Consider the following 16,574-nt stretch of genomic DNA (forward strand, 5'->3'; position numbering starts at 1 on the left):
CTTTCTTCAGTTTTTTGGTTTAATAGAGCGCGCGGGATTTCCAGCAACTCGATCGCCCGGCGCAACGTCTTTGGTTATGACAGAGCCAGCGCCGACGACGGCCTCATCGCCAATGGTCACGCCTGGCAGTATGATAGCGCCCCCACCAATCCAAACGTTATTGCCGATTTTTACCGGTTTGGCGATCTCATCTCCGGCTAAGCGTCTTTGTGTATCGAGTGAATGAGCGGCTGTGTAAATTTGCACTCTAGGCCCAATCATGACGTCCGCGCCAATCTTAACCTGCCCATTGTCCAGAATAATGGCATCCCAGTTGATGTAGGAGTTTTCCCCGATGGACAAGTGACAACCGTAGGTAAGTTGAAGCGGTGGCTCTATACAGGCGCTGTTTTCTAATTGGACGCCCATTTCCGCCAATAGTTGTCTACGGATACTTGGGTTTGGCTCGTGGTTAAATTGGAAGACAAGCTGCGCGGTTTTGGCGCGCATCAGCTTTAGTTCTTCATCCAGACAATTATAGGCTTCTCCAGAGCGCATCCGAGTCAGTTCTGACATAACAATCATTCCATCAATGTTATTTGCAATAAAGTGCATAATAATAAATGAGAGTGATTCGAAGTGAAAATTTGATGCTTAAAAATCAGAAAGTTATCACTGATTTGCCTTGCGTATTCAGTCGGTTGATTGGCTCGTTGAGTACACAAAGACGTACTCCTTAAATGGCTTAATCGTGTTGAAGCCAAAGCGGGAAACCACTCGAAGCGTTTTACGTAGATTACAATATAGTTAATAAGAAGAACTTAATTGAGCCGCTTGCGCTATCGATTGACCTAAAAATTTAAGACTTATGCGCTCTGGCTTGCTGGCAACGATGAATCAAGAGTGAGCACTTTATGTTCGAACGGGTCATTTCATTTTTAGAAACAACGCTGTTTACCTTTAACGAACAACCTATCACGTTGTGGGCGATATTGATGGTGCCGACATGGGTGATTGTCGCTTTATGGTTGTCCAAAATTTTAATCAAAACCGTTACGTCAAGAATGTCCTCATCGGGGAAAGATCCAAACGTCATTCATTTGGTTAAACGGATATTATTTGTCATCGCTCTCGCCATTATTTTTATGACCACACTTTCGATGATCAATGTGCCAATCACCGCGTTCGCCTTTCTGTCTGGTGCCATCGCTATCGGCTTCGGTTTTGGTGCACAAAACATCATTAACAACTTCATAAGTGGCTGGATTTTGATTGGTGAAAAGCCAATCCGAATTGGGGACTTTTTAGAGGTCGAGGGAGCCAAAGGCATTGTCGAGCAAATAAATACGCGTTCAACGCGAATCAGGCGAACCGATGGCGTTCACATGCTCATTCCCAACAGTCAATTGATTGAGAACGTGGTGATCAACTGGACGTTATGCGACAGATTAGTCCGTGGCTCGGTCGTCGTCGGCGTCGCGTATGGGAGCGATGTCAAACAGGTTGCTGCCTTAATGGCGGAGGTGACTTCGCAGCAAGCGCAAGTTCTGAGTTCGCCAGCTCCAGACGTGTTTTTTCAAGACTTTGGCGATAATGCTTTGATCTTCGAATCTTATTTTTGGATTAACTCAACGGTTGAAGGCGGGATTCGATCGGTCGCAAGTGCCATACGTTTTGAAATCTATGAAGCTTTCGAAAAGCACGGTATTGAAATCGCGTTTCCACAACGAGATGTGCACATTGATGGGGAAATCAAGTTGTCTAGGGAGAGAAACGGATAGGGCGATAAGCGGTGTAGGTGCCCTTATCTTGGCTTCGAGTAGTGATAGCGAGGCGGTCACAATATGGATTCACCTCGCTAGAAACCAGTTTGAAGGCGTTATTGGTTGTCCCACATGACTTCGCATTCTTCTTTGATTGCTGATTTTAGCAACTCAATCAGTGGAAACGCTCTGCGTCCTAGGCTTACCGCGGGCTCTGCTTGTTCTTCCTCTTCGTCTACATCAGTAGGGAGGTTTTCTTCAGCTGCATTTTTCGCAGATAGAGCAGAAGTTAATCTTGATAGCGCGTCAGGAACATCTTGAGCGGAAATTGATCCCGGCACCGTGCCGCTGTGACCCATCATTTTGAGCATATCTAATGCAATATCACCAAACATTGTGACGTTTGAGTGGCTTCGACAACGAAATGTTATGAGCATTTACCTGATCCTGTTTTATATGTTCGGTTTGAAACTAAATTGTAGCTGAAATCAGACACTAATTAATGTGATGAAGACCGTTGAGCGTTAAGGTTTTTATGAGTAACAACAAAAAACGGGCACGTACGTCTGCATGCCCGTTGAAATACATTACCTGATTGGTTGTTGATGATTTACAAGCTATACGGATCGCCTAGAGCCAATGCGACCCTAGAAGCAGGAGACTTTCCTAACGCACGGCAAATTTGCCAACCCGCTTCATTGATGACGCCAAGGTCAACGCCTGTTTCAATCCCAAGTTGCTCACACAGATAAAGTACATCTTCCGTTGCAACATTGCCACTGGCTCCTTTCGCGTAAGGGCAGCCGCCGAGCCCCGCTACTGCGCTATCAATGGTGTTGATGCCCATTAACAAGGCTTGGTAGATATTGGCTAATGCTTGTCCATAAGTGTCATGAAAATGTACTGCGAGCGCGTCTTTTGGCAGTAGCGTTAACAACGAATCCAGCATGGCGATAACGCGATTAGGCGTTGCTTTACCGACAGTATCACCGAGCGAAATCTCATAACATCCCATATCAAACAACGTATTGGCGACCTTGGTAGTTTGCTCTGGCTTGATTACTCCCTCATATGGACACACCATGGTACAAGACAAGTACCCGCGTACAGGAATGTTGTGCTGGTTCGCCAATTCGATAACGGGTTCAAATCGAGCGAGACTTTCGGTAATGCTGCAGTTGATGTTCTTCTGGCTGAACGTTTCTGAAGCGGAGCCAAACACCGCAATTCGCTTTACACCGCTTTCCAGCGCACGTTCTAACCCTGCGAGATTTGGTGTGAGCGCGCTATAAACCACGTCAGGCTTTTTTGAGATACCAGCAAACACCTGATCGGAATCGGCCATTTGAGGCACCCACCTTGGAGAGACGAAAGATCCAGCCTCAATATGCTTTAAGCCACTGCTGCTTAGTTGGTTAATCAAACGGATTTTATCAACCAGCGTCACTGCCGTTTCATTTTGCAGACCATCACGAGCGCCGACTTCGACGATATTAACCTTCGCTGGTAGCATATTCGCGCTCCTTATCTTCACTGACGTTATCCGATATCAAAGACAAATTCAGCAGGATGGAACCGTGCTGTACTTGGTCCCCGTGCTGATAAAACAATTCGTCGACCTTTGCTGCTACCGGAGCCGTGATGGTGTATTCCATTTTCATTGCTTCGAGTACCAAAAGCGGATCGCCCGCCGCCACTTCGTCACCTTTAGCCACCATAACTGCTGAAATTATGCCGTTGAGTGGTGCGGTTGGACTTAGTTCATCATCTACATCTTTTGCAGAGTCAAAGTTAGGTTGATGAGCGAACGTGCGCTGCTGACCAAGATAAAATAGTGTTGTCTTTTGTTCGTTGCTAAGTGCATTAAAGGTGTAACGCACATTATCAATATCGACGATAAACTGGTTGTCACTTTCAAGCAGGATGACCTGATGCAGCTCCTCACCACATCGGACAGTGAAGTGAGATCCTGTATCTTGCGATGATTGTTGCAAACGTGCCTGATGGTTGGCATTGGCATCCGTGAAGTTAAATCGGTAAACGTTGTCAACTGACAGTCTAAAACCTCGTTTGGTTGGCGCGGGTAACGTTGAGCTGTCTGATTTTGAAATGAGATCATTCCAACGAGCAACCGCCGCCAATGTAAGCCAGATTGAATCCGACACGTCTTGCTGCTCATTTATGCCTTGCTGATGTGTTACGAGGAAACCTGTATCGAGCTCAATCTCGGCAAAGGCTGGCTGCGAAATAATACTGTGCAGATAACCAATGTTTGTCGTTACTCCACGTACGTGATATTGAGTTAACGCCTGCTTAATCTGCTTTAGAGCGATATCACGAGTTTGCCCCCAGACGATCAGTTTGCTGATCATTGGATCGTAATATTCGCTGATGCTATCGCCTTGGGTAACACCACTATCAACGCGTACGCACGCTAGGCGCACACTACTGTCTGATACGGGTTCTTTTAAGTAATCAATGCGGCCAGTCGACGGCATAAAGTCATTGTCTGTATCTTCTGCGTAAATTCGCAGCTCAATTGAATGACCGTTGTGGGTGATTTCAGATTGTGAAATAGGTAAATGCTCGCCAGCTGCGACTTTGAATTGCCACTCCACCAAATCAACGCCAGTGATCAATTCAGTGACAGGGTGTTCAACTTGCAGACGGGTATTCATCTCCATGAAGTAGAACTGACCTCGGCTATCGAGTAAGAACTCCACCGTGCCAGCGCCAACATAGTCGATCGCTTGAGCGGCCTGAACCGCAGCTTCACCCATTTGTTTACGCAGTTCATCACTAAGACCGGGAGCTGGTGCTTCTTCGACTACTTTTTGGTGACGGCGTTGAATGGAGCAATCGCGATCAGAAAGATAGGCACAGTTGCCATGTTGGTCAGCAAATACCTGAACTTCAACGTGGCGAGGCTGCAATATACATTTTTCGATTAGAAGCTGCTTATCGCCAAAGCTTGAAAGTGCTTCACGCTGCGCACCGTCGATGGCCAGAGGCATTTCGGCTGCGCTATTGACCACTCGCATGCCTTTACCGCCGCCCCCTTGGGTTGCTTTAAGCATCACTGGGTAACCGATTTTTTCCGCTTCTGCTAATAAATGCTCTACGCTGTTGTCTGTGCCGTGATAGCCCGGAACCAATGGTACGTTCGCCTCAGACATGATGGCTTTGGCTTGCGACTTCGAACCCATTGCTTCAATTGCGCTGGTGGAAGGGCCAATAAAAACAATGCCATTTTCGCTGCACGCTTTCGCCAGTTTCGGGTTCTCGGAAAGAAAACCATACCCAGGGTGGATAGCATCGGCTTGCCATTTTTTCGCAGCGCCGATAATTGCATCGATATCGAGATACGATTCACTCGCAGGAGCGGGGCCAATGAATTCAGCGAAATCCGCTTGTTTAACATGTAAGCTGCTGCGATCCGCTTCGGAATAGACGGCTACCGTCTTGATAGCCATGCTTTTTGCGGTTTTAATGATTCGGCAGGCAATTTCACCGCGGTTTGCGATCAGTATTCTTTTAAACATGATTCCTCCAATTGGCGGCGCGCTTTTCAAAAAATGCAGCTAGTCCTTCTTGTCCTTCACTGGACACGCGAGCGGTTGCAATAGCTTGGCTGGTGTATTCAATTAATGAATGATCGATAGGTTGGTTATCACAGCGTAAACAAAGTGCTTTTGCAGCCTGCATGGCTTGTGGACCGTTGTTGAGCAGGTGATCAATGGTGCGATTGACGGCTTCACGTGGTTGAGCGTCTATCTGATGAAGAATACTCATCGATAGCGCGGTTTCGGCATCAATCAGTTCCGCGGTTAAAAAGTAGCGTCGGCTTTGTCGTTGTCCAATCGCTCGGATTACGTAAGGTCCGATGGTGGCGGGTAACAAACCGAGCTTCACTTCACTCAAACAGAAGCGGCTTTCAGGTGTACCAATAGCGATATCGCAGCAGCAGATAAGCCCAAGTGCGCCGCCAAATGCAGCGCCGTGCACCATAGCAATGGTTGGTTTGCTAAAGGTATCCAGCGTATGCAAAAGTTTTGCTAGTTGCTGTGCATCTTGCAGGTTTTCACTCTCGGTTTTGGTGGCCATTGACTGCATCCAGCCCAGATCTGCTCCCGCAGAAAAGTGTTTTCCCTGTGCAGTTAACACCAGTGCACGGAGAGAATCGTCCTTTTCGAGCTGTTCTAGTGTCTCAATTAGTGAGGCAATCAATGCGTCATTAAACGCGTTGTGTTTTTCTGGCCGATTCAGGCTCAACCAGGCAACGCCATTGCTGTCTTTTTCAAGCAGTAGTCCGGTCATGTGACTTCCTTTGTCTGACATTTCAGTCTGTATTTCAATGCTCGCTAACCATTACTTGTTAAACATCGGTATTCGCGAGGAGTTAAGGTTTGCCTTGCATCCGACTACATACGGAAGATGCCAAATTTGCTGTCTGGTATCGGCGCATTAAGCGCAGCAGACAGAGCAATGCCGACAACATCACGGGTTTTCGCAGGGTCAATAATGCCGTCGTCCCACAAACGAGCACTGGCGTAGTATGCATGGCTTTGAGTCTGATATTGCACCGCAATTGGACGTTTGAACGCTTCTTCTTCCTCCGCGCTCCAGCTTTCACCTTTGCGAGTTTTGATATCGCGGGTCACTTGCGCCATCACGCCAGCCGCTTGCTCTCCACCCATGACGGAGATGCGCGCGTTTGGCCACATCCACATCATGGTTGGATCATAAGCGCGGCCACACATGCCGTAGTTCCCAGCGCCATACGAGCCACCAATCACTACGGTAAACTTCGGTACGTCTGCACATGCCACAGCGGTTACCATTTTCGCGCCATGTTTTGCGATGCCTTCGGCTTCATATTTTTGGCCGACCATAAAGCCCGTTATATTCTGCAAGAAAAGCAGAGGAATTTTGCGTTGTGCGCACAGCTCAATAAAATGCGCGCCTTTTTGTGCTGATTCCGAAAATAGAATGCCGTTGTTAGCGACAATGCCAATCGGCATACCGTGAATATGGGCAAAGCCACAGACCAAGGTTTCGCCGAACAAGGCTTTAAATTCATCGAACTGGGAATCATCAACAATTCGGGCAATGACCTCTTTAACATCAAACGGCTTTTTGAGATCGGCTCCGACGATGCCGTACAGCTCTTGGGCAGGAAAACGTGGTTCCTGTGGTGCTTTTTGCTTGAGTTGAACGGGTTTCAAGTGGTTAATTTGAGAAACGGCTTGTCTTGCCAACTCTAACGCGTGGTGATCATTTTCTGCGTAATAGTCCGCCACACCAGAGGTGCGACAATGAACGTCTGCGCCACCAAGATCTTCCGCGCTGACTTCTTCACCTGTCGCTGCTTTTACAAGAGGTGGACCTGCCAAAAAAATCGTGCCTTGTTCTTTGACTATGATGGATACGTCGCACATGGCAGGAACATAAGCGCCGCCAGCGGTACATAGCCCCATGACCACCGCAATTTGTGGAATGCCTTTGGCCGACATACGGGCTTGGTTGTAGAAAATACGGCCAAAATGGTCTTTATCTGGGAATACCTCATCTTGGCGGGGTAGGTTAGCGCCGCCAGAATCGACTAAGTAAACACACGGCAGTTGGCATTTTTCTGCAATTTCTTGTGCTCTTAAGTGCTTTTTCACGGTGAGTGGGTAGTAACTGCCGCCTTTTACCGTCACGTCGTTCGCGACGATCATGCACTCAGTGCCGTCAATCACACCCACACCTGCAACCACTCCAGCACATGGAACGTAATCTGGATACACATCCCAGCCAGCAAATTGACCAATTTCTAGAAAGGACGAACCAGGGTCGAGTAGGGCAAGAATGCGCTCACGTACCGGAAGTTTGCCTTTCTTCTGCTGATGCTCGCGGGCTTTCTCACCGCCACCATCTTCGATTTGCGCAGTCACGGTATAAAGTTGATCTACAAGTGATGCCATAGAGCGGTAGTTTTCCTGATACTGCTCTGAATGGGTGTTAATATTGGTCGTCAAACAAGCCATAAATAGCCGATCTCCATTCGGTAGACGGGTGTCACCACCCGTCTTTATTTAGGTTGAATAAGATTTAGATTGAATAAGGAAGTTGTTTCGAGTTCGAACCGCCTAGGTATGATGATTAGGCGCTTTCGTTAAACAATTCGCGACCAATAAGCATGCGGCGAATTTCTGAAGTGCCCGCACCGATTTCATACAGCTTGGCATCTCGCAACAAACGGCCCGTATCAAACTCGTTGATGTAGCCGTTACCGCCAAGTAGTTGAATCGCATCCAGTGCCATCTTGGTTGCCAGCTCTGCGCTGTAGAGGATCGCGCCAGCAGAATCTTTACGTGTGGTTTCACCGCGATCACAAGCGGCAGCGACGGCGTAAACATACGCTTTAGCGGCATTCATTTGTGTGTACATATCCGCGATTTTTGCTTGAACTAGCTGGAATTCACCGATGGATTTACCGAACTGTTTACGGTCGTGAATGTAAGGCACAACGATATCCATACACGCCTGCATGATGCCAAGTGGGCCGCCTGCAAGCACCACACGTTCGTAGTCGAGGCCGCTCATCAATACTTTCACGCCTTGGTTTTCTTCGCCGAGAATATTCTCCGCAGGGACCTCGCAGTTTTGGAAGACCAGCTCACACGTATTCGAGCCGCGCATGCCCAACTTGTCGAGTTTTTGTGCTTGAGTAAATCCAGGGAATCCGCGTTCCACAATAAATGCCGTGATGCCTTTGGAGTGCTGGCTTGGGTCGGTTTTTGCGTAGACAACATAGGTGTGTGCATCAGGGCCGTTGGTGATCCACATTTTGTTGCCATTTAATAGGAAAATATCGCCTTTACGTTCGGCTTTAAGCTGCATAGAGACCACATCAGAGCCGGCGCCGGGTTCACTCATAGCAAGGGCGCCGATATGTTCACCGGAGATGAGCTTAGGTAGGTATTTCTCTTTTTGCGCTTGTGTACCGTTACGGTGGATTTGGTTGACGCAAAGGTTGGAGTGAGCGCCGTAACTTAACGCAACCGAAGCGGATGCTCGGCTGATTTCTTCCATAGCGATAACGTGGGCGAGATAGCCCATGCCTGCACCACCAAACTCTTCGCTGGTGGTCACACCTAAAAGACCCATGTCACCTAATTTGGACCAAAGATGGTTTGGAAAGTCGTTAGTTTGGTCGATAGATTGCGCTAGCGGCGCAATTTCTCTTGCAGCAAAACTATTGATTTGCTCGCGAAGCAAATCGGTATTTTCGTCATAAACAAAGTTCAGGGAAGAGTAGGTAGATTTCATTGCGTGTCCTTGCCTTTACGTCACCTACATCCCAGAGTTGAGGTGTTAGGTGACTTTTTCGCCTTTCATGGATCTCAGTGTGTTTTGGCATCGCAACTGCGCAGCATTTAACTCCATCATTACCGCTTGAATGTCGTTTGCTTGCTGTTGCAATGCTGCCTTCTTCTCTTCGATCAACCGAATCATATAGTTCAACTGCTCAGTACTTTGATCGGTATCGTAGAGTTCAAATAACTCTTTGATATCTGCAAGAGAAAAGCCCAATCGCTTACCTCGCAAAATCAGTTTTAGTCGAATTCGATCACGACCATTGTAGATTCGAGTGTTGCCTTTACGTTCTGGAGTTAGGAGACCTAAATCTTCGTAGAAGCGAATGCTTCGAGTAGTAATGTCGAACTCTTTCGCGAGCTCGCTGATCTTAAATGTGTTCATTCCTTAACCTTACGACTTTCGTATAACATTTACATGAATATACAATTCGTTAACGTTAAAGTAAACAAACAACATCCACTCTTGAGCCTTGATATCACTCGCATTTACTCGAAATCAAAGAATCACTCGAACAAACAATAACCTCAAACTTGACGTTAACGTAAATGTTAGTATAGTTATGACGTAAACGTCAACAAAAGGTTAATGGAATGAAAAATGAAACATGGATTGTTGCCGCTAAGCGAACGCCTATCGGCTCTTTTCAAGGTGCATTAGCTTCAACAGATGTCACGGAACTCGGTGCGAAAGCCATTCAAGGGGCGCTAGCCGAAAGCCAACTCGATGTGCACAAAATAGACGAAGTGTTGATGGGGTGCGTTTTACCCGCTGGTGTGGGGCAAGCGCCTGCAAGACAAGCAAGCCTTAAAGCTGAAATGCCACAATCGATTGGTTGTACGACACTGAACAAAGTTTGTGGATCGGGTATGAAAACCGTGATGCTGGCATATGACCTTATTCAATCTGGTAATGCGCATGCTGTCATCGCTGGTGGCATGGAAAACATGTCGTCTTCTCCTTATCTATTAAAGAAAGCGCGTGATGGTTTCCGTTTAGGTCACGAGCAAGTGCTTGATCACATGTTTTATGACGGTTTGCAGGATGCCTACCAAGGCGAGCTGATGGGTGTCTTTGCAGAACAGACGGCGCAAAAGTATCAGTTCAGCCGTGAAAGTATGGATGCCTGGGCGCAGCAGTCGGTGACTCGTGCGCAGCAAGCAATCGAACAAGGTTTGTTCAAAGAAGAGATCGTGCCTGTTAACGTAAAAAGTCGACGCGGCGAAACCTTGGTTGTAGATGATGAGCAACCGAGCAAACTCGACGTCACTAAAATTCCTACCTTACGCCCTGCGTTTGCCAAAGATGGCGGCGTAACCGCAGCAAACTCTAGTTCCATTTCGGATGGTGCGTCGGCAATGATCTTAGTCGATAGTGATTTTGGTCGTCAGGAAAACCTTCAGCCTCTAGCCAAAATTGTCGCGTACAGCACGCATGCAAGACAGCCTGATGAGTTCACCATCGCACCTGTCTTCGCGATTGAATCGCTGCTGGAAAAAACGGGCTGGGACAAATCGGACGTGGACCTTTGGGAAATCAATGAAGCTTTTGCTGTAGTGACTCAATACGTGGTGAAAGCACTCGAACTGGACGCGAGCAAAGTGAACTCTCGCGGCGGTGCATGTGCATTAGGCCACCCAATTGGTGCAAGTGGCAATCGAATCCTTGTCACTTTGACTCATGCGCTAAAGCAAACTGGTGGTAAGCGTGGCGTTGCATCGCTTTGTATTGGCGGCGGCGAGGCAACCGCTATCGCGATTGAAATCTGCTAAATCACTCTCAACAAAGTTTCACTTACATAACAGTAGTCAGTAACAAGCTGAAAAATACAAGGATGTCATCATGACAGAACAAGTAAAGCAGTATATCGGTGGTGAATTTGCCATCTCCGATTCAAAACAATGGCTAGATGTAACCAACCCGGCAACCAACGAAGTGATTGCACAAGTACCTTGTGCCACGGAATCGGAAATGAATGCGGCGATTGCCAGCGCAACAGAAACGTTCAAACGCTGGAAAGAAGTTGCAGCGCCGGAGCGTGCTAGATTGATGCTGCGTTACCAACATTTGCTAAAAGAGCAACACGATGAGTTGGCGATACTGCTTTCAAGTGAGACAGGCAAAACCCTCGCGGATGCAAAGGGTGACATTTGGCGTGGGATTGAAGTCGTAGAACAAGCGGCGAACATTTGTAGCTCAATGATGGGCGAAACGGTTGAGAACGTCGCGACCAATATTGATGGTTACTCTTACATTCAACCGCTCGGCGTTTGTGCTGGCATTACACCGTTTAACTTCCCTGCGATGATTCCATTGTGGATGTTCCCGATGGCGATCGCTTGTGGCAACACCTTTATTTTGAAGCCGTCAGAGCAAGTGCCACTAACGGCAATGAAACTGGCGGAGCTGTTTGAACAAGCTGGCGCACCAAAAGGCGTATTGCAAGTTGTTCACGGGACCAAAGAGCAAGTCGACCGCATTCTGACTGATCCAGTTGTCCGTGCGATCTCTTTTGTTGGCTCTGTGCCCGTTGGTGAGTACATCTACAAAACAGGTACAGATAACCTGAAACGCGTGCAGTCATTTGCAGGTGCTAAGAACCACATGGTCATCATGCCGGATGCAAACAAACAGCAAGTCATCAATAACCTAGTTGGCGCGTCAGTTGGTGCTGCAGGCCAACGCTGTATGGCGATTTCGGTTGCCGTATTTGTCGGCGAAACCAAAGAATGGATTCCAGAGCTTAAAGAGGCGTTAGCTCAGGTTCAGCCTGGCGCGTGGGATGATGAAACCGCCGGTTATGGTCCACTGATTAGCCCTCAAGCGAAGCAGCGAGTGGTGAATCTGATTAATGAAGGCAAAGCGTCAGGCGCGAATTGTGTTCTGGACGGGACAGACTGCCAAGTACCTGGCTTCCCGAACGGTAACTGGGTGGGGCCAACACTGTTTACCAACGTGACCACAGACATGTCGATTTATCAGGAAGAAATTTTCGGGCCTGTACTGTTAACTATGGAAGTGGATGACCTAGATGAAGCGATTGAACTGATCAATGCAAACCGCTTTGGTAATGGTACGTCTATTTTCACGGCGAACGGCGCTGCCGCGAGAAAGTATCAACACAATATCGAAGTAGGTAACGTAGGAATCAACGTACCGATTCCGGTGCCATTGCCGTTCTTTTCGTTTACTGGGTGGAAAGGCAGCTTCTACGGCGACCTGCATGCTTACGGTAAACAAGCGGTTCGCTTCTACACCGAGACGAAAACTGTCACCGCGCGTTGGTTTGAAGATGACATTCCAAGCGGTCCAAACATGACTATTCAACTTAGCTAATTACTGGATTAGCGACACCTCTAGCCAAGCCCTTCATCCTTTTAGAGGGCTTGGCTCGGATACAAATGCAACGAATTAGACCTTAGGACTTCAAGATGGATTTTGAATTAAACGAAGATCAACTCGCGTTTGCCGAAGTAGCAAAGCAGTTTGCAGACCAAATGTTAGCGCCGCACGCGGCCGAGTGGGATGAAAACCATCACTTCCCTAAAGATGTACTGCGTCAGGCGGGTGAGCTGGGCTTTTTGAGTATCTACACGCCACCAGAGCACGGTGGCTTGGGGTTATCTCGTTTGGATGCGGCGATCATTTTCGAGCAGTTGGCTATGGGTTGTACCGCGACTACTGCGTTTATGACCATTCACAACATGGCGACGTGGATGATCACCAGCTTTGCCAAAGCCGAAGTGGCGCAGCAGTTTAGCGCGGATCTAATTTCGGGTGAAAAGCTCGCTTCCTACTGTTTAACCGAACCTAATGCAGGCTCTGACGCCGCTTCACTAACGACTAGCGCAGTGCGTGATGGTGATGAGTTTGTCCTCAATGGCGCAAAAGTGTTTATCTCGGGTGCGGGTGATACAGATGTTCTCGTCGTGATGGCGCGTTCCTGTGGTGAAGGAGCGAGTGGCGTTTCTGCATTCGTTGTTCCTGCTGATTGCGAAGGCATTAGCTACGGTAAAAAAGAAGCCAAAATGGGTTGGAACTGCCAGCCAACTCGCATGATTACCTTCGAAAATGTCCGCATTCCGGCTGACTATCTGTTGGGTGAAGAGGGAGAAGGCTTTAAGTTCGCCATGCTTGGTCTGGATGGCGGCCGAATCAATATCGCCACTTGTTCCGTCGGTACTGCGCAACAAGCACTGAACGAAGCCAAGCAATACATGAACGAACGCAAACAGTTCGGCCGTTCACTGGCGCAATTTCAAGCGTTGCAGTTCAAGCTTGCTGATATGGCGACTGAGCTGGTCGCTGCGCGTCAAATGGTGCGACTCGCTGCCGCTAAACTCGATGCCCAGCACGCAGAAAAAAGTGCGTACTGTGCCATGGCAAAACGCTTTGCTACTGATGTGGGCTTTAAAGTCTGCGATCAGGCGCTGCAAATTCACGGTGGCTATGGCTACATCAAAGAATATCCAGTCGAGCGCCATTTCCGAGACGTTCGTGTTCACCAAATCCTTGAAGGTACCAACGAAATCATGCGTCTGATCGTCGCAAGACGATTACTAACGGAAGGCGTTGAGCTGCTTTAGTCAGCGAGACACAGCCTTACCTAAAGAAATTAAAAAGGACTGAAAGATTATGACGGCACAAATCAAACTAGAGCGTGAAGCGCACATTGCCAAGCTCACGATTAGTAACCCGCCAGCAAACACCTGGACGCTTGAATCTTTGAATCAGCTAAAAGAGTTGGCGATTGAACTCAGTAATGATCGCTCCATTTATGCGTTGGTATTAACAGGCGAAGGCGAGAAATTCTTTTCTGCTGGAGCGGATCTCAACAACTTTGCATCCGGCGATAAATCGCAAGCCGCAGATATGGCGTTCGCATTTGGTGAAGCCTTTGAAGCGCTGTCTGCGTTCGATGGTGTTTCCATCGCAGCAATTAATGGTTACGCGATGGGCGGCGGTTTGGAAGTGGCGATGGCGTGTGACATTCGCATCGCAGAAGAACAAGTACAAATGGCACTTCCTGAAGCATCGGTAGGCTTGTTGCCGTGTGCGGGCGGGACGCAAAACCTGACCGCGTTGGTAGGTGAAGGTTGGGCGAAGCGTATGATCCTGTGTGGCGAGCGTGTGACGGCCGAGCGAGCGGAAAAAATTGGGTTAGTCGAAGAGGTGGTGGCGAAAGGTCAAGCACTCGAAGCGGCTATGGAGCTAGCACAGCGTGTTGCAGGTCAATCACCGAAATCTGTGTCTGCGTGCAAAACGCTAATTCAAGGTCGACGCAGCCAAACTCATGCAGCTGGATTGGTTTTGGAGCGTGAACTGTTTTTACAGCTGTTCAATACACAAGATCAGACTGAGGGTGTGAATGCGTTTTTGCAAAAGCGCAAGCCACAATGGACAAACAGCTAGCGGAGGCCAAATGACAGGTACAGTAAATGTTTCAAAACTTGAGTGCGCTGATGGCTCTGTTATTGGTGTGCTAGAGCTTGATAACCCAGCAGCTCTCAACGCGTTGAGTTACGTGATGATTGAGAAGTTGTACAAACAGCTTAATGAGTGGCAAACGAACGACAGCGTCATCGCGGTATTCTTGCATGCTCAAGGTGAAAAAGCGTTTTGTGCTGGTGGTGATATTCAAGCGATCTACCGTGCACTTGAAAACAAAGAGCAAGACTTTGATTCTGCGTTTTCAGCGATGGAAACCTTCTTTGACCTCGAATATCGCTGTGACCATCTTATTCATACTTATCCAAAACCGATCATCGCGTGGGGACATGGTTATTTGATGGGCGGGGGAGTTGGCCTGTTTATGGGTGCCAGCCATCGCGTAGCAGAAACCACCACACGCTTTGCAATGCCAGAGATTAAAATTGGCCTTTACCCAGATGTAGGCGCGACGTACTTCCTGAACCAGTTGCCAAAACATTTGGCACTGTTCTTAAGTTTGACGGCTTGTCAAATTAACGCAACAGATATGAAAGCGTTGGGGTTAAGCCAATGGATTGCACAGCCAGAAAACAAGCAAGTGCTGCTGGATCTGCTTGCATCGGTAAGTTGGCAAGATGAAGCGAACATCAACGAAAAAATCGCCACTACGCTGCGTTCGGTACACGTGGACGAGCCAACCGAAGGGATGTTGATGCCCTATGCGGAATTGATTGAGCAGTTATGTTCGGGTGACTTAGCGTCAATTGTTGATGCAATCAGCCGTGCTAACGTTGATAACAAGTGGTTCGTCAATGCGCAGAAGTCACTGAACTATGGCAGTCCGTTGTCGCTCAGTATCACTTATCAGCAGTTAACGCAGTATCAAAACCTCTCTTTGAAAGCGTGTTTTGATATGGAATTTAACCTAACACTACGTTGTGGCTTAGAAGGTGATTTTAGAGAAGGGGTTCGTGCGCTGATTATTGATAAAACCAATCAACCGACTTGGCAACATCGCACGGTTTCTGACGTAACGCCACAAGTTTTGGAGCGCTTCTTCTCGCCAATTGACTCAGCAGAATACCCACTGACCGCATCGTCGGTAGCTATAGCGGCACTTTAGTACAAGGAAGAAATACGATATGGACAAAATTGCATTTATTGGCCTTGGTAACATGGGTGCGCCTATGGCTAAGAATCTACTCAAAGCGGGCTTGAATGTCGAAGTATTTGATTTGAACCCAAGCGCAGTTGAGGAGTTGACCGCATTGGGCGCTTCAAGTGCCGATTCCGTTCAGCAGGCAGTACAAGGTGTGGAGGTGGTTGTCACTATGCTGCCAGCGAGCCAACACGTTCAAAGCGTTTATCTTGGTCAAGATGGCATCTTAGATAGCGTCGAATCAGGCACCTTGCTGATTGATTCATCCACCATCGATCCTACGACTGCTCGTTTGGTTGGCGAAAAAGCATCGCAACTTGGTATCAGTTTTGTTGATGCACCAGTATCTGGTGGCGTTGCGGGCGCAGCAGCAGGTACGTTAACTTTCATTGTTGGCGGCTCACAAGAGAACTTTGTTCAAGCCAAAGCGGTGCTTAGCCACATGGGTAAAAACATCTTCCATGCTGGTGATGCTGGAGCTGGTCAGGTGGCGAAGATCTGCAATAACATGATGTTGGGCATTTTGATGAGCGGCACCTGTGAAGCACTCAATTTAGGGATGGAAAACGGACTCGATCCCAAAGTGCTTTCCGACATCATGTTGCAAAGTTCAGGACGTAACTGGGCGCTAGAGCTTTATAACCCTTGTCCAGGTGTGATGGAAAGTACGCCTGCAAGCAATGGTTATCAAGGCGGCTTTATGAGCCAGTTAATGGCTAAAGATCTGGGTCTTGCGATGGAAGCGGCGGTTGCCAGTCAAACATCAACGCCAATGGGCAGCTTGGCTCGTAATCTGTTTAATTTTCACAACGGTCAGGGCAACGGGCAAAAAGATTTTTCAAGCTTGTTTGAGTTCTACCAAAAGCAAAATCAGGCCTAAG

Annotated in this window: 15 protein-coding genes; 7 read left to right on the forward strand and 8 right to left on the reverse strand. The window is 48.0% G+C overall.

Annotated elements, in window-relative coordinates; genetic code table 11:
* Positions 1-6 precede the first annotated feature (6 nt).
* Positions 7-555 (reverse strand): sugar O-acetyltransferase, encoded by a 549-nt coding sequence (locus R7Q41_RS07410; protein ID WP_085569100.1) that lies wholly within the window; start codon positions 553-555, stop codon positions 7-9.
* A 338-nt stretch (positions 556-893) separates the two neighbouring features.
* Between R7Q41_RS07410 and R7Q41_RS07415 the strand changes: the two genes are divergently transcribed.
* Positions 894-1,760, forward strand: coding sequence for a mechanosensitive ion channel family protein (locus tag R7Q41_RS07415; protein WP_005463614.1), 867 nt, complete (start codon positions 894-896; stop codon positions 1,758-1,760).
* Positions 1,761-1,858: 98 nt separating this feature from the next.
* Here the strand turns inward: R7Q41_RS07415 and R7Q41_RS07420 are convergent, their stop codons facing one another.
* The 7 genes from R7Q41_RS07420 to R7Q41_RS07450 all read right to left on the reverse strand — a co-directional run bounded on the left by R7Q41_RS07420 (position 1,859) and on the right by R7Q41_RS07450 (position 9,488).
* Positions 1,859-2,179, reverse strand: coding sequence for a DUF1840 domain-containing protein (locus R7Q41_RS07420; protein WP_005373256.1), 321 nt, complete (start codon positions 2,177-2,179; stop codon positions 1,859-1,861).
* A gap of 173 nt (positions 2,180-2,352) precedes the next feature.
* A complete protein-coding gene (locus tag R7Q41_RS07425; protein WP_104980568.1) occupies positions 2,353-3,255 on the reverse strand; it encodes a hydroxymethylglutaryl-CoA lyase in 903 nt (300 codons plus the stop codon).
* Entirely contained in the window at positions 3,236-5,284 is a 2,049-nt protein-coding gene (locus R7Q41_RS07430) for an acetyl/propionyl/methylcrotonyl-CoA carboxylase subunit alpha (RefSeq protein WP_318108123.1), read from the reverse strand. Before R7Q41_RS07430 ends, R7Q41_RS07425 begins: the two co-directional genes overlap by 20 nt.
* Complete coding sequence (locus R7Q41_RS07435; protein WP_213969772.1) at positions 5,277-6,059, reverse strand: enoyl-CoA hydratase-related protein; 783 nt, start codon at positions 6,057-6,059, stop codon at positions 5,277-5,279. Before R7Q41_RS07435 ends, R7Q41_RS07430 begins: the two co-directional genes overlap by 8 nt.
* A 104-nt stretch (positions 6,060-6,163) precedes the next feature.
* A complete protein-coding gene (locus R7Q41_RS07440) occupies positions 6,164-7,771 on the reverse strand; it encodes a carboxyl transferase domain-containing protein (protein ID WP_258508966.1) in 1,608 nt (535 codons plus the stop codon).
* 115 nt (positions 7,772-7,886) lie between these two features.
* Complete coding sequence (locus R7Q41_RS07445) at positions 7,887-9,056, reverse strand: isovaleryl-CoA dehydrogenase (RefSeq protein WP_005373245.1); 1,170 nt, start codon at positions 9,054-9,056, stop codon at positions 7,887-7,889.
* Positions 9,057-9,101: 45 nt separating this feature from the next.
* Positions 9,102-9,488, reverse strand: a complete 387-nt coding sequence (locus R7Q41_RS07450) for a MerR family transcriptional regulator (RefSeq protein ID WP_005373242.1) — start codon at positions 9,486-9,488, stop codon at positions 9,102-9,104.
* A gap of 209 nt (positions 9,489-9,697) precedes the next feature.
* Between R7Q41_RS07450 and R7Q41_RS07455 the strand changes: the two genes are divergently transcribed.
* The 6 genes from R7Q41_RS07455 to mmsB all read left to right on the forward strand — a co-directional run bounded on the left by R7Q41_RS07455 (position 9,698) and on the right by mmsB (position 16,573).
* A complete protein-coding gene (locus tag R7Q41_RS07455; RefSeq protein ID WP_318144441.1) occupies positions 9,698-10,876 on the forward strand; it encodes a thiolase family protein in 1,179 nt (392 codons plus the stop codon).
* A 70-nt stretch (positions 10,877-10,946) separates the two neighbouring features.
* A complete protein-coding gene (locus R7Q41_RS07460) occupies positions 10,947-12,440 on the forward strand; it encodes a CoA-acylating methylmalonate-semialdehyde dehydrogenase (protein WP_005382664.1) in 1,494 nt (497 codons plus the stop codon).
* 95 nt (positions 12,441-12,535) lie between these two features.
* Positions 12,536-13,690 (forward strand): acyl-CoA dehydrogenase family protein, encoded by a 1,155-nt coding sequence (locus R7Q41_RS07465; protein ID WP_006741037.1) that lies wholly within the window; start codon positions 12,536-12,538, stop codon positions 13,688-13,690.
* A gap of 49 nt (positions 13,691-13,739) precedes the next feature.
* Entirely contained in the window at positions 13,740-14,516 is a 777-nt protein-coding gene (locus tag R7Q41_RS07470) for an enoyl-CoA hydratase (RefSeq protein ID WP_005382662.1), read from the forward strand.
* Positions 14,517-14,526: 10 nt separating this feature from the next.
* Entirely contained in the window at positions 14,527-15,657 is a 1,131-nt protein-coding gene (locus R7Q41_RS07475; RefSeq protein ID WP_262652745.1) for an enoyl-CoA hydratase/isomerase family protein, read from the forward strand.
* A gap of 19 nt (positions 15,658-15,676) precedes the next feature.
* The gene (gene mmsB, locus R7Q41_RS07480) at positions 15,677-16,573 is read left to right on the forward strand and encodes a 3-hydroxyisobutyrate dehydrogenase (RefSeq protein WP_318144442.1); all 897 of its coding nucleotides are present in this window, start codon (positions 15,677-15,679) and stop codon (positions 16,571-16,573) included.
* Position 16,574: the final 1 nt, after the last annotated feature.

This window comes from Vibrio sp. 2096, from assembly GCF_033339595.1.
In the GTDB taxonomy this organism is placed as follows: domain Bacteria; phylum Pseudomonadota; class Gammaproteobacteria; order Enterobacterales; family Vibrionaceae; genus Vibrio; species Vibrio alginolyticus.

What these genes read in the sequence shown, in the direction of transcription:
- R7Q41_RS07450 (WP_005373242.1), bottom strand. Translation starts at nt 9,488, where the DNA reads ATGAACACATTTAAGATCAGCGAGCTCGCGAAAGAGTTCGACATTACT.
- R7Q41_RS07445 (WP_005373245.1), bottom strand. Translation starts at nt 9,056, where the DNA reads ATGAAATCTACCTACTCTTCCCTGAACTTTGTTTATGACGAAAATACC.
- R7Q41_RS07435 (WP_213969772.1), bottom strand. Translation starts at nt 6,059, where the DNA reads ATGACCGGACTACTGCTTGAAAAAGACAGCAATGGCGTTGCCTGGTTG.
- R7Q41_RS07420 (WP_005373256.1), bottom strand. Translation starts at nt 2,179, where the DNA reads ATGCTCATAACATTTCGTTGTCGAAGCCACTCAAACGTCACAATGTTT.
- mmsB (WP_318144442.1), top strand. Translation starts at nt 15,677, where the DNA reads ATGGACAAAATTGCATTTATTGGCCTTGGTAACATGGGTGCGCCTATG.
- R7Q41_RS07475 (WP_262652745.1), top strand. Translation starts at nt 14,527, where the DNA reads ATGACAGGTACAGTAAATGTTTCAAAACTTGAGTGCGCTGATGGCTCT.
- R7Q41_RS07465 (WP_006741037.1), top strand. Translation starts at nt 12,536, where the DNA reads ATGGATTTTGAATTAAACGAAGATCAACTCGCGTTTGCCGAAGTAGCA.
- R7Q41_RS07410 (WP_085569100.1), bottom strand. Translation starts at nt 555, where the DNA reads ATGTCAGAACTGACTCGGATGCGCTCTGGAGAAGCCTATAATTGTCTG.
- R7Q41_RS07455 (WP_318144441.1), top strand. Translation starts at nt 9,698, where the DNA reads ATGAAAAATGAAACATGGATTGTTGCCGCTAAGCGAACGCCTATCGGC.
- R7Q41_RS07440 (WP_258508966.1), bottom strand. Translation starts at nt 7,771, where the DNA reads ATGGCTTGTTTGACGACCAATATTAACACCCATTCAGAGCAGTATCAG.
- R7Q41_RS07460 (WP_005382664.1), top strand. Translation starts at nt 10,947, where the DNA reads ATGACAGAACAAGTAAAGCAGTATATCGGTGGTGAATTTGCCATCTCC.
- R7Q41_RS07470 (WP_005382662.1), top strand. Translation starts at nt 13,740, where the DNA reads ATGACGGCACAAATCAAACTAGAGCGTGAAGCGCACATTGCCAAGCTC.
- R7Q41_RS07415 (WP_005463614.1), top strand. Translation starts at nt 894, where the DNA reads ATGTTCGAACGGGTCATTTCATTTTTAGAAACAACGCTGTTTACCTTT.
- R7Q41_RS07430 (WP_318108123.1), bottom strand. Translation starts at nt 5,284, where the DNA reads ATGTTTAAAAGAATACTGATCGCAAACCGCGGTGAAATTGCCTGCCGA.
- R7Q41_RS07425 (WP_104980568.1), bottom strand. Translation starts at nt 3,255, where the DNA reads ATGCTACCAGCGAAGGTTAATATCGTCGAAGTCGGCGCTCGTGATGGT.